Source organism: Pseudomonas syringae (genome assembly GCF_002157375.1).
Classification (GTDB): domain Bacteria; phylum Pseudomonadota; class Gammaproteobacteria; order Pseudomonadales; family Pseudomonadaceae; genus Aquipseudomonas; species Aquipseudomonas syringae_T.
Genome location: NZ_MTSA01000006.1, coordinates 88,801 through 101,162 on the forward strand (window position 1 = coordinate 88,801; position 12,362 = coordinate 101,162).

Consider the following 12,362-nt stretch of genomic DNA (forward strand, 5'->3'; position numbering starts at 1 on the left):
CCCTTACACAAAATCACACAAGGCTCAGACGTCGCTCGGCAAACCCGTACAGCGGGCGCCACAGCAACCGGTTGAACGCGATCACGAAGATCGACATGACGACGATGCCCAATGCGACGCGTGGAAAATCCCCTGCCTGTGTCGCGTTGGCGATGTACGAACCCAGACCTGCGGCCTGCAAATGCTGATCGCCCCAGGACACCGCTTCAGCGACGATACTGGCGTTCCACGAGCCACCCGAGGCTGTCAGCGCCCCGGTGACGTAGTAAGGGAACACCCCCGGCAAGGCCACGCGACGCCACCATTGCCAGCCGCGCATGTTGAACATCGAGGCGGCCTCACGCAGATCAGTCGGCAATGCACTGGCCCCGGCGATCACGTTGAACAGGATGTACCACTGGGTTCCGAGGACCATCAGCGGCGAGAGCCAGATGTCCGGATTCAGGTGCAGACCGGCAATGGCGATCACTGCAAACGGAAACAGCACGTTGGCAGGAAAGGCGGCCATGAATTGCGCAACCGGTTGCAACCGCTCGGCCCACACCGGACGCAAGCCGATCCAGACCCCTATCGGCACCCAGATCAGGCTGGCGATCACAATCAACACGATCACCCGCAACATGGTCGCCAGGCCCAGGCCAAAGGCCGTGGCCATGTCGCTCAAACCCAGCGATGCCTCGATAAACCGGAACAGGTAGACGCTGCCGGCCAGGCATCCGGCCATGACCAGCCCCAGCCACAGGTAGTCGATCACTCGTGCAACGCCTGGGGTGGGCTTGACCTTCCAGACGGTCGACAGCACACGCCAGTCAATCAGCATCAGCCCCTTCCACGGAGCAGCCAGCAGTGCGCCGAGCATAGGCGCCACACGAGAGCGTCGCAGCAAGCTGTACACCCAGGAGCGCGGACGCTTCGACGAAGCGGTTTGCTCGAAGCGGAATTTGTCCGCCCACGCGACAATCGGGCGGAACAACAATTGGTCGTAGGCCAGAATCACCAGCGCCATTGCACCCACAGCCCAAGCGATGGCCATCAGGTTTTTCTGCTCGATGGCCAGCGCCAGCCACGAACCGATGCCCGGCAGATTGACAGTGGTGTCACCCACGGAAATCGCCTCGCAGGCCACCACGAAAAACCAGCCACCGGACATCGACATCATCATGTTCCAGACCAGCCCGGGAATGGCGAACGGCAGTTCCAGCCGGGTAAAACGGAGCACGGACGAGAGGCCGAACTGACGGCTGACTTCGCTCAGGTCGCTCGGCACTGTGCGCAACGACTGATAGAAACTGAAAGCAATGTTCCACGCCTGGCTGGTGAAAATGGCAAAGATGGCTGCGCATTCGACACCCAGTTGCCGACCGGGAAACAGGCCCATGAAGAACGTGACCGTGAACGTCAGAAACCCCAGTACCGGCACCGACTGAAGAATATCCAGCGCAGGAATAATCACCTGTTCGGCCTTGCGACTTTTGGCCGCCAGCGTGGCCACAACAAACGTGAAGATCAACGACGCAGCCAGTGCGATGAACATGCGCAGCGTGGTGCGCAATGCGTACTCGGGCAAGTGCGCGGGGTCGAGACTCACCGGGTTTGAAGTCAGCACATCAATGGGCTGCATCATCTGGCCCGCGCCATACAGCACCAGACCGATGAACAACGCCAGCAGCGCCAGACACAGAGCATCGGCCCAATAGGTATTACGCGCGCCGTGTTTTACAAAACGGGGCGCCCGCAGGCTTTTACCGAATTCAAATATAGAATGCATTGCTCACCTCGAATCGGCTGCACAGGCACAGCCCAGCCGGCTTGATAAGCAGACGGGCGTTCAGCGAATACAAATAAAGGGCACGAAGGGCTGCCGGATAATGAGGTAAAGCTTATAGGGATTTGAACAATAGATATAACCTGCAAAAGTAGGTCATGTTTATCTGTCAGTATGGGTTATATATACCAAGGTATCGTTATAACTGTTGTGCGACGCTGGAGCCTCAGCGTTATACACACGTCTGGAAGACCCCGAAAAACGGGGCTAAAACTGTCACATCAGGCGAAGTATAGATTCCTGAGGGACCAGGAGGGCGATACGCATTGCTCACGAAAACGTTAGTCCAAGCTCGCTATTTCCGGGGGCTGTAACGGCCTCTTCGCGAGCAAGCTCCCTCCCACGCCCTACGGGCAGAAGCCTGAAAGCCCCATTTTCCGGGCTGTTCAGGACTTTGCGTTGGTGTGCAGCCCTCATCACACCCGGAAGTGGCTGACCATCATTTGCAGCTGGCCACCCAGGCGGGCCAGTTCGACGCTGGACGCTGCGGTTTCTTCGCTGGCTTCTGCTGTTTGCTCGGACACGTCGCGAACGTTGACGATACTGCGGCTGATTTCATCCGCGACCGAGCTTTGTTGCTCGGCGGCTGCGGCGATCTGCTGGTTCATCGCCTGAATGTTCGACACGGTCTTGGTGATGTTTTCCAGTGAGGTGCCGGCCTTGCGGGTCAGCTCGACACTGTTGTCGGTCAACGCACGGCTGCCCAGCATGATGCCCGACACCTGACGAGTACCGTTCTGCAACGCAGCGACCAGGCCTTCGATTTCTTCAGTGGACTGCTGGGTACGTTGAGCCAGACCACGAACTTCGTCGGCGACCACGGCAAAACCGCGTCCCGCCTCTCCGGCTCGCGCCGCTTCAATGGCGGCGTTGAGCGCAAGCAGGTTGGTCTGTTCGGCAACCGCTTTGATCACGTCCATGACTTTGCCGATCTTGTCGCTTTCCTGCTCCAGTACACTCATCGCATCGGACGAACGAACCACTTCGGCCGCCAGTTTTTCGATCTGATCAATGGCTTCGCCTACGACCTTGTCGCCATCGCGAGCCTGCTGGTCGGCATCGGAGGCCGCAACGGATGCCTGTTCGGCATTGCGCGCCACTTCATGAACAGTGGCGGACATTTCCTGCATCGCCGTGGCGACCTGATCGGTCTCGACTTTCTGGCTGTTGACCCCGGCGCTGGTCTGTTCGGTGACCGCCGACAGCTCTTCAGCCGCGCTGGCGATCTGCGTGACGCCGTCGCGAATACCGGAAATCAGCTCGCGCAAGGTGGTGCCCATTCGCTGGATACCTTGCTGCAACACGCCCAGCTCGTCACGTCGGGTGATGGCGTCGGTGTGCGTCAGGTCACCGGAAGCAATGCGCTCGACGATTGCCATCGTGTCACGCAACGGACGGGTGATCTGACGGGTGATGACGACAGCAGCAAGGATGCCCAGCAGCATGACCAACACCACGCAGCCCATCTGCAGCTCACGTGCCCTGTCGGTATCAGCCTTGGCCAGTTGCATCTGCAGCCCGTAAAGCCGCTCTCCCAGCTTGACGATGGTCGCGCCCTGACTGGTCAGGTCCTTGCGAACATCGCCCGCTGTCTGTGCCGTTGCCTTGAAAGCGTCGAGGGAAGTACGGTAGCTGCGAAGTGCCGTTTCAAGCTGGGCAACCTGCGCGCCATTGCTGGCACCCAAAGCGGATTTGAGCATGTCGAGCTGGCTCAGGGCAGCGTCCAGTTGCTGGAACGCGGCTTTCTCGCTCTTCTCATCAGGCGTGTTGGTATAGCCTCGAACTTCATTGCCCACGAGCAACACGTTCTGCCGGGCCGTATTGACCAACTGCGCGAGATCGAAACGGGTCGGGTCCGAAGGGTCCATGCGCGTGACAGACTCGCTCAGCGCATCAACCGCCTGAGTCGCAGCGGCAGCACTGGAAGTGACCCCGGCACGTGCCTTGATGCTGTCCCGGTAAACCGCACGCATGCTGTTCAGCGATGCTTCGTAGTCTTGGGTCACTTCACCCAGATCACTCATCGGTTTCAGGTTGACCGGGTTGGTGAAGCGGCTCAGCAACGACTGCTGATGTGCCTTGAAGACGTCCAGTTTGCTCTGCATGGTTTGCGCAGCGGTTTCATCGCCATCGGTGAGCATGTACTGCAAGCGTGCGACCCGCAGGTTGGTCAGGTTGCTGCTGAGTTGGGCGATATCGCCGATTCTGTCGGTACGGTTGATGAGTTTGTCGAGGCTCGTCCAGCCAACAAAGGCAAGGATGGCAGTAAAGAAAAGAACGGTCCCAAAGCCCAGTGTCAACTTCATGTTGACGCTGATATTCGCAAAACTGCTGTTCATAAAATCTCCTGAATATGCTTTTTTATGCGCACTGTAGGAGCTGAAGATTTGTTTTTATGGACAGCAAACCCGCGCGCTAGAGCTATCGGCAGGGGATGAGCAAAACTTGATCAAAAAATGCGAATCAACATTCGGCCGCTGATCCGGGTGGAAAATCGGGGGCCATGAGCCCCCGATCATGTCAGGCAGTCAACTTGAAACGCGCCACGACGTTGCGCATGTCGTTCGCGACCCGCGCCAGTTCTTCGGCGGTCACTGCGTTGTTATCGATACCCAGCATCAAGGTTCCGGAACTGTTGCGGATCTCCATCACGTTACGGTTGATGTCCTCGGAGACTGCGTGCTGCTGCACCGCGGCGCTGGCGATCTGAGTGTTCATTTCAACGATGCGCTCCACGCCCTGACTGATGCTCGACAGGCTGCCCGATGCCTCGCTGGCGGCACTGATACAGGCTTGAGCCTTGTGCTGCCCGGCTTGCATCTGTTGAACGGCAGCGTCGGTTGCACTTTGCAACTGTTGAATGATGGTGCGGATTTCTTCGGTAGACGCCTGAGTACGCGAAGCCAGCGTGCGAACCTCATCAGCCACCACCGCGAAGCCGCGGCCCTGTTCACCGGCGCGCGCGGCTTCAATGGCTGCGTTGAGCGCCAACAGGTTGGTCTGGTCGGCAATGGTGCTGATCACCTGGATAACGCCACCAATCGACTGGCTGTGCAAGGCCAGCGCCTGAACCTTCTGAGCACTGACTTCAACTTCTTCGGCCAGTGCCTGAATCGTCGAGTGCGCCTGATGCATGATGCGCAGGCCATTACGCGAGGCCGTATTCGCCTCATCCGCAGCCGATGCAGCACCTTCGGTGTTTTGCGCCACGTCGGCGACGCTGGCGGTCATCTCGTTGATGGCCGTGGCCACTTGCTCGGTTTCGGCCTGCTGGGCGTTCATCGACTGTTTGGCCAGACCGATGGACGTCCCCAATCGTGCCGCCACGTCGGACAGTTCGTAGGATGTACGGTCCATGTGCGAGATGGAACTGGCAAAAGCCTCCGCCATCAGGTTCAGACCGTTACCGATATCGGCTATTTCGTCCTTGCTGATTACTTGCACGCGAGCGCCCAGATCACCTTCAGCCAGACGGCGAGTGACACCCAGCAGGCTGTCGATGGCCATGCGCAAAGCGCGGTAGATGCTGAAGAACGCGTACAGCAGCAACAGCCCCATGATCACACACATGCCTATCACCACTTCGCGCTGTATCAACAGTGCGTCATAGCGAGCATTCAATTCATTTTGCAGTGCAGTCTGGATATCGTCCTGAGCTTTATAAAGGCCTGATACCACTGCGTTACCTCGAGCGCTCAATGCCTGGCCTTGCTCCGCTGAGAAGTTGGTGCCCTTGACGTAGGCTTGCAGGTCGCTGCGAAAACCGTCCATTGCCGTGGTGGCAGTGCCGATAGACTCACCAATATGGCCCGCGAGCTCAGGAGCGCGGCGCTTCAGCAGACGAATGCTTTGCTCCAGCTCGCTACGAAATTGCAGTTCGATCTTCAGCAGCCCTTCCAGTGAGCCGCGCATGGTTGCGCTGAGGCCCTGACCGGTACTCAGGCCAGCCGTAATCCCGCGAATCTGGCCAGAGACGTTGATTTCTCTGGGCATGCGAATGGTGCTCAGATCGATCAGGAACAACGATGCGTAGTCTTCGTCCAGCACCAGGCCCGAGGTGGCCGAGACGTAGTAAATAAAATTGAGCGTCTGGGCTAACTGGTCATTCCATTGAATGAACGCGTCGTCCGCTGAACCGCCTGGTTTGATGCTGTCCATCAGTGAACGGGCGCTTTCGCGGAGGCGCTGTACGCGACTTTCCGTTTCCAGCGCGGCGCCTTGGCGAGCATCCATATCAGCCAGGCTATTAAAAGCAGCGTCAAGTTGCGTACGGTTGTTGGCCAGGTCTTGAGCGGCAGAGGCGTCGCCGGAGAGCAGGCGGTTGGTGAGCGCGCGCTGCAGCATGGAGAACCGCAGAACAGGCGTCACACTCTGAAGGTACTCACGGCCAACGCGTTCCTGCGAGATGGAATCGATGCTTGCGTTCAGGCTATTGAAGACTCGCAGCCCGAGAACGATTAGCGGTATGGCAATGATGATCGCCAGGACAGCGAATTTGGCAGGGAAGCGCAGGCGATTGGTGAGGTAAATACCAGGCGAAAGAATGTTCATGCTGTTCTCTTTTTGATAGGGGAGCCTGGTACGGTAAAAAGAACTCCTTTCTTCGCATCGCGACAGGTGCCGGGTCGTTTTTACCAAGCCGAACAGGCACACCCGTTCAGATGGAGGCAATGTGACATCACTTCAGAGCCAAGCCTTTTCGGGAAGTTCAATGAAGCTCATCATTCCATAACGGGGCTATCGGCAAAGCCCTATAAAACGTGAGCAAAGCAAAAAAGGAGGGGGGACAGAATGGGGGGCAGGCGGGTTGCCGCGCGGGCGTCAGCGCTGATTCAAACGAGTGTTTTCAGATCGGCGAGCCTGCAAGAGGAAGCGTTGTCGCTTGCCGATTAACCGCAGGCATCGGTTACATTCACCGTCATGCGACATCGTAACGCACGACGGTGAGAGTCACAGCGCGGTGAACCGGGGACGCTTCACGCCCTGGTCCATTCCACGTTCGAAAGCCCGAGCTTTTCAGCCTGGGGTTTGCTCAGCTTGGGTACCGGATCAGAACGGTATTTGGGAATCGCACCGAATCCCGCATCCACCGATGCCCAGTGCCAGGCCTCTTTATTGTCCATGACACCCGCTCTTATATAGAACGTTTTGTAACTGCCATGCAGCAGGTAATCGATACGGTAGTGCTTTTCATCAGCCATTGTGCTGCTCCTGCTTTGTCGACTCGAAAAACAGATCGCAGCGTTTTCAAAAAATTCAAAATATTAACACCATCATTTAAGTGATAGCATGTAGCCACCTTGCACGCATATTCAAATGGATGGATCAGCATCCACACTAACTAATAGACTTTGTTTATAACGACTTTTTTCGAGTTTTTTATCATCAGCGTCCGTACAGGCTGTGAAGGCCTGTCTCCGGGCGATTGCGTTATAAATTATAAACACAGTGGTTTTACACGAATGTGGAAATTCTATTGAACTCAGTCTTTCGCACCGCTCATCCCATTAAATAAAAGTTATGAGCAACGTTCACAGGCTTCCCCTCTCCTACCCAGTGACTGCGTTGAATCAAGCCCATTCATATGGGTTAACGCTTCCCAAGAGACAAAGCCTGAGGAAACGACATGTTCATTCATAACAAACGCCTTCAATATACCGTTCGTGTAGCTCGCCCCAATCCAGGGCTTGCCAATCTGCTGCTGGAACAATTCGGTGGCGCGCAAGGTGAGCTGGCTGCCGCCGGACGTTACTTCACGCAAGGCCTGAGCGAAGATGATCCAGGCCGTAAAGATTTGCTGATGAGCATCGCCACCGAGGAACTCAGCCACCTCGAAATCGTAGGCTCGATTATCGTCATGCTCAACAAGGGTGCCAAAGGCCAGTTGGCTGAAGGCACCGAAAAAGAAGGTGATCTGTACCGCGCCATCAATGGCAACGGCAACGACTCACACATCACCAGCCTGCTTTACGGTGCCGGCGCGCCGCTGACCAATTCGGCCGGTGTGCCGTGGACCGCGTGCTATATCGACACTATTGGTGAGCCAACGGCTGACTTCCGCTCTAACATCGCGGCCGAGGCACGGGCCAAGATCGTTTACGAACGCTTGATGAACGTCACGGATGATCCGGGCGTGAAAGAAGCGCTGGGCTTCCTGATGACGCGCGAGATCGCTCACCAGTTGTCCTTCGAAAAAGCCCTGCACGCCATTCAGCCCAACTTCCCGCAGGGAAAACAGCCCGGCATGCCGGAGTTCACCAACAAGTTTTACAACATGTCCCACGGTGAACCAAGTGAGCCAACTATACGTGGCCCGTGGAACGAGGGCGAAGAGTGGGAATTCGTTGAGTCGCCAAAGCCGGCAGTCGATGGCGGTGATGGTTCTGCGTCTGTGACGCTGAGTGCCGACGATGAAAAGGCTCTGCAAATGTTGGCAGAACGGACCAAGTCGGATCCGAAGTCCAATCCCATTACCGGTGCTGACCTTGGCTCCGGTTTTGTTCAGGGCAAAGATATTTAACTGCTTTTATCTGTAGGGATTGCCCTTCTAAGGGCCGTCCTTCAAGAAGCACTCTGACATCGCGATCAGGAGAAAGGATCATGAAGCAAACACGTTCCAGCAAGCACCTCTCGCCTGATGGCGAGTTCAAGCATGCACTGACAGACAAAGTATTCGTCAACGGGCTTCGTGCTTTCGAAGCACAAGCGCTCCTGGCGCGCAGAGGCTTTCAGGTGGTCATGGCCATCCAGGTCTTCGGCGTTGGAACGCTGCTCGATAACAATTTGCCCAAGCGCTGATTACAACGCCTCCAGTTGCACTGTTACGCCCTTTGAACACCTGCAAGCGGGGCTGAACTTCAGCCTCGCCTGTGGATAACTTCATCTGCGAAAAAGGATTATCTGCATGGCTCGTACAACGATAGAAGACCTGTTCATCCACGAACTGTCGGATGTTTACAGCGCCGAGAAGCAAATTACCAAAGCGCTGCCGAAGCTGGCGCGCGCCTCGACGAATCCCCTGCTTGCTCAAGCGTTCGAGAAACACTTGGAAGAAACCAATGGGCAGATCGAGCGAATTGATCAGTTGGTAGAAGCTGAGGGCCTGAAACTCAAGCGCATGAAGTGTGTAGCGATGGAAGGCCTGATTGAAGAAAGCAAAGAGTTGCTGGATGAGATCGAGAAAGGCGAAGTTCTGGACGCCGGGTTGATCGGTGCTTGCCAGAAAGTCGAACACTACGAGATCGCCGCTTACGGCACACTCATCGCCATGGCCACACATCTGAATATGAAAGAGGCTGTGAAGTTGTTGAGTGAAACACTGGCAGAAGAAAAAGGCGCTGATGAGAAACTGACAGCCATCGCCAAACAAGGCGGCGCGCAGGCAGCCACTTCCAAAAAGTAATCAATATACAGGCACATAAAAATCGCATGGCCCAATCCCTCATAAGAGCGTTTTGGGTCATGCGGCATCTTCACGTCACGTGAGTGCGGTCAGGTCACTTTTTTTGCGGCATCGCCACCGTGCGCAGCTGCCAGCTTCTTGGCATGCGCCAAATGTTCTTCCAAGTGTTGGCAAGGTCGCTTTTGCAAACGCCTGGTCGAAGGACTCCCCGCGCATTTCCAGAATCATGGCCTTGCCTTTGTCCATCAGCATGGGGCAGCGCCTGCGCCTATAAAAACAGAACGCTGCCTTCCGCCTCCTGTGTTCGCCTTTCTGTAATGAGCACAATCGCCATCTATCGGCCCTCTGCAAAATACGCTGAATTTTCTGGGGGGCGCAGCACTCACTTCCCTGCGCTTTATAAAAAACAGAACGTTATTCGTGACCGCGTCCATCGCGATTTCAACTGCTGAGGTACGATTTTCATGACGTCTCTTCAAGTGATGAACGGCACTGCCGTCGTCAATACCGTCGTTGAAGAAGTCCGTTCAAAAATCATCTATCAATCATGGATGAACGAGCGAGCTCCAGAACATCAACATGACGCGGTCACGTTTCTGAACCATTGCCTGGCTCGAGCAGAGCGGGAAAACTGCGACCTTCCGGCTCAGCCGGAGGCGCTTGAACAATGGATGGAGCAGAACGTGACGGTCGTCGCCGATCAATATGCGCAGTACCTGGAACAACGTCGGACAGGTCAACCGAGGCGTTTTTTCAAGAACAAGGCTCAGGCCATGTATTTCATCCAGCATGTCGCGCCAGCAAAACTGGTCGACGGCGCATGGCTATACGGGCTGTTGCCACATTGGGCGGACTACCGTTTTCATGGCCTGATCCGCACGTATCTGGAAGAGCTGGGCGATGGTGAACAGGCGCAGAATCACGTATCGCTGTATCGCAAACTGCTCGCCGACCTGGATTGCGACACCAGCGCCCCATTGCCCGATGAAGCCTATCTGCAAGGCGCCGTCCAGCTGTCGCTGGGGCAACTGAGCGCGCAGTACCTGCCGGAGGTCATTGGCTACAACCTGGGCTACGAACAATTGCCCCTGCACTTGTTGATCACGTCGTTTGAACTGAATGAGTTGGGGATCGACCCTTATTACTTCACGTTGCACGTCACCATCGATAACGCCAGCACCGGTCATGCCCGCAAGGCCGCACAGAGCGTTATCGAACTGCTGCCCGTTGGACAGGAACGCGACGAGTTTTATCGTCGTGTCGCCAACGGTTACCGGCTGAATGAACTGGGAATGGGCTCCACCGCCGTGATCCAGTCGTTCGACCTGGAGCAGGAAGTCGTGTCCATGCTCGAGCGCAAGCGGACCTTCGGTCAGCACATGCACTCGGACTATTGCCGTCTGGACGGCAAGACCGTCAATGAATGGCTCGCAGCGCCCGATCAGATTCCGGAGTTTCTGGCCGTGCTGGAAAACCGTGGCTGGATCAAGCGCCACGAAGACCCCATCCACAGTCGCTTCTGGAAGCTGTTCGAAGGCGCAGGTGCTCCGATGTTCGGGGTATTCAACGGCTACGAAAAACAACTCGTGCATGACTGGATTGCGGGCGACTGGCTGTCGGACGGCAGCGCCCAGCCAGCCACTGGCAAACGCCTGCCAGAGGCGTTTCGTTCACGCTTTCGCAACGTTCAAACCGGTGCTCAGCCAGCACCAGCGCTTACCCGTCCTGCCTCGGACATTGATCCGGACGTACGCGAATTGCACATGAAACTCGAGGCCGCGGCGGCGTCCGAAAAGATGTCCACGCTCATCGAGAGTATGTCTCCGGCCAGGCACGCAACGGCCGCAGGACTGCACGCGACTCGCCTGTTTGTCAGCAGCATGGCCGAGCGAATGACAGGAGTGCATGCATGAGTGCTTCATTACCTGACCGCGCCGCCTTGATTGCCTTGGCGCAACGCCTCAAAGCCAGCGGCTATCGCTTCATCACACCCACGCCGCTCACTCACGAGCGCGTCAATCAGCGTCCGGAAAATCGTATTGCCGCTTCGCTGCGAGATGTTTTCGGCTGGAGCCGCCTGATACCGGAGTCCATGCTGCCTGTGGCAGAGGCTCAAGGTTTGCTCGAAGCCGGTGTTCTGGAGCGTAACGACGACGGCTTGAAGAGCCGGATCAGGTTTTCAAGCCTGAACGATTTGCTGCTGATGCATTCTGCGTTTCCGACCTCGGATGAAGACTCGGTCTTCTTCGGGCCTGATACCTATCGCTTTGCACAGTCCATCAATCGCCACATTCACGACACGCCGCACTCCATCAACCGCGCCGTGGACATCGGCTGTGGTACCGGCGCGGGCGCTTTGCTGATCGCGGTGGCGCGTCCTGAGGCTCAGGTTTATGCCGTCGACATCAACCCCAAGGCACTGCACTTCGCGCAGACCAACGCGGCGGTGGCCGGGCTGGAAAACGTGGAGTGCTGCCAGAGCGATATCCTCTCGGGCGTAACCGGCACTTTTGACCTGATCGTCGCCAACCCGCCGTACATGAAAGACGCCAAACGCCGAGCCTATCGCCACGGCGGTGACGCACTGGGCGCAGACCTGTCTGTCCGTATCCTGCGCGAATCGCTGGATCGCCTTACACCCGGTGGTTCGCTGGTGCTGTACACCGGGGTAGCGATGGTCGGCGAGCATGATCCGTTCCTTGAAGCAGTACGTGGTGATATCAATCATGCGGCGTTGGCCTGGACCTATCGCGAACTGGACCCGGATGTGTTTGGCGAAGAATTGCTGGAAGACGGGTATGAGGACGTGGACCGTATTGCAGCGGTGGAGCTGGTCGTGACCCGCCGAGCGTGAGGCTGGCGTTATTGCTGACAATAGCTCGCTGATACAGCGCGTATAAGAACCGGGCATTGGTCAGCCAGCAGCCTCTCGGTAAGACTTGTGATGAGCCTGACACTGGCCGCGTTCCGGGCTAGCTACTGACCCATATTGCAGCCCGCTGATTGCCGACTGCAACTTGCCGCCGCCCTGTGGTGGTTTGCCGGAGAACGCAGCCTTTCTGTCGCTTCAGATTAAAAAACCGGTCATTGAATAGCGAGCCTTGCTCGTATCTGCAGACCCAGCAGCGTATATGC

Annotated in this window: 9 protein-coding genes and 3 pseudogenes; 5 read left to right on the plus strand and 7 right to left on the minus strand. The window is 56.8% G+C overall.

The features are described from left to right. Positions 1–13: 13 nt before the first annotated feature. The 6 genes and pseudogenes from BW686_RS09105 to BW686_RS09120 all read right to left on the minus strand — a co-directional run bounded on the left by BW686_RS09105 (position 14) and on the right by BW686_RS09120 (position 7,026). The gene (locus BW686_RS09105) at positions 14–1,768 is read right to left on the minus strand and encodes an ABC transporter permease (RefSeq protein ID WP_084916002.1); all 1,755 of its coding nucleotides are present in this window, start codon (positions 1,766–1,768) and stop codon (positions 14–16) included. Positions 1,769–2,241: 473 nt separating this feature from the next. Beyond that, the gene (locus tag BW686_RS27660) at positions 2,242–3,105 is read right to left on the minus strand and encodes a methyl-accepting chemotaxis protein (RefSeq protein ID WP_444860435.1); all 864 of its coding nucleotides are present in this window, start codon (positions 3,103–3,105) and stop codon (positions 2,242–2,244) included. 39 nt (positions 3,106–3,144) lie between these two features. Further along, positions 3,145–4,164, minus strand: a pseudogene (locus BW686_RS27665) (methyl-accepting chemotaxis protein); the annotation flags it as partial. Positions 4,165–4,345: 181 nt separating this feature from the next. After that, positions 4,346–5,215 carry a methyl-accepting chemotaxis protein gene (locus BW686_RS27440; RefSeq protein WP_373270995.1) on the minus strand — a complete coding sequence of 290 codons (870 nt, stop codon included), beginning with the start codon at positions 5,213–5,215 and terminating at the stop codon, positions 4,346–4,348. Next, a pseudogene (locus BW686_RS27445) lies at positions 5,216–6,376 on the minus strand (methyl-accepting chemotaxis protein); the annotation flags it as partial. A gap of 425 nt (positions 6,377–6,801) precedes the next feature. Next, positions 6,802–7,026, minus strand: coding sequence for a DUF6555 family protein (locus BW686_RS09120; RefSeq protein WP_007244962.1), 225 nt, complete (start codon positions 7,024–7,026; stop codon positions 6,802–6,804). Between the two features lie 425 nt (positions 7,027–7,451). On the opposite strand from BW686_RS09120, the gene BW686_RS09125 reads away from it, so the two are divergent. The 3 genes from BW686_RS09125 to BW686_RS09135 all read left to right on the plus strand — a co-directional run bounded on the left by BW686_RS09125 (position 7,452) and on the right by BW686_RS09135 (position 9,227). Then, entirely contained in the window at positions 7,452–8,345 is an 894-nt protein-coding gene (locus BW686_RS09125) for a manganese catalase family protein (protein WP_084916005.1), read from the plus strand. Positions 8,346–8,425: 80 nt separating this feature from the next. Then, a complete protein-coding gene (locus BW686_RS09130) occupies positions 8,426–8,623 on the plus strand; it encodes a hypothetical protein (protein ID WP_084916006.1) in 198 nt (65 codons plus the stop codon). A gap of 106 nt (positions 8,624–8,729) precedes the next feature. Next, positions 8,730–9,227 carry a YciE/YciF ferroxidase family protein gene (locus tag BW686_RS09135; protein ID WP_084916007.1) on the plus strand — a complete coding sequence of 166 codons (498 nt, stop codon included), beginning with the start codon at positions 8,730–8,732 and terminating at the stop codon, positions 9,225–9,227. Positions 9,228–9,316: 89 nt separating this feature from the next. Here the strand turns inward: BW686_RS09135 and BW686_RS26435 are convergent. Continuing rightward, a pseudogene (locus BW686_RS26435) lies at positions 9,317–9,482 on the minus strand (DUF4142 domain-containing protein); the annotation flags it as partial. A 209-nt stretch (positions 9,483–9,691) separates the two neighbouring features. Here BW686_RS26435 and BW686_RS09145 point away from each other — a divergent pair. Together BW686_RS09145 and BW686_RS09150 are read left to right on the plus strand one after the other, a co-directional pair. After that, a complete protein-coding gene (locus tag BW686_RS09145; protein WP_084916008.1) occupies positions 9,692–11,140 on the plus strand; it encodes an iron-containing redox enzyme family protein in 1,449 nt (482 codons plus the stop codon). Further along, complete coding sequence (locus BW686_RS09150; protein ID WP_084916009.1) at positions 11,137–12,081, plus strand: methyltransferase; 945 nt, start codon at positions 11,137–11,139, stop codon at positions 12,079–12,081. Before BW686_RS09145 ends, BW686_RS09150 begins: the two co-directional genes overlap by 4 nt. Positions 12,082–12,362: the final 281 nt, after the last annotated feature.

Bases quoted from the DNA above. Each gene is read 5' to 3' on its own strand.
- BW686_RS09105 (WP_084916002.1), bottom strand. From the start codon at position 1,768: ATGCATTCTATATTTGAATTCGGTAAAAGCCTGCGGGCGCCCCGTTTT.
- BW686_RS27660 (WP_444860435.1), bottom strand. From the start codon at position 3,105: ATGGGCACCACCTTGCGCGAGCTGATTTCCGGTATTCGCGACGGCGTC.
- BW686_RS27440 (WP_373270995.1), bottom strand. From the start codon at position 5,215: ATGGCGGAGGCTTTTGCCAGTTCCATCTCGCACATGGACCGTACATCC.
- BW686_RS09120 (WP_007244962.1), bottom strand. From the start codon at position 7,026: ATGGCTGATGAAAAGCACTACCGTATCGATTACCTGCTGCATGGCAGT.
- BW686_RS09125 (WP_084916005.1), top strand. From the start codon at position 7,452: ATGTTCATTCATAACAAACGCCTTCAATATACCGTTCGTGTAGCTCGC.
- BW686_RS09130 (WP_084916006.1), top strand. From the start codon at position 8,426: ATGAAGCAAACACGTTCCAGCAAGCACCTCTCGCCTGATGGCGAGTTC.
- BW686_RS09135 (WP_084916007.1), top strand. From the start codon at position 8,730: ATGGCTCGTACAACGATAGAAGACCTGTTCATCCACGAACTGTCGGAT.
- BW686_RS09145 (WP_084916008.1), top strand. From the start codon at position 9,692: ATGACGTCTCTTCAAGTGATGAACGGCACTGCCGTCGTCAATACCGTC.
- BW686_RS09150 (WP_084916009.1), top strand. From the start codon at position 11,137: ATGAGTGCTTCATTACCTGACCGCGCCGCCTTGATTGCCTTGGCGCAA.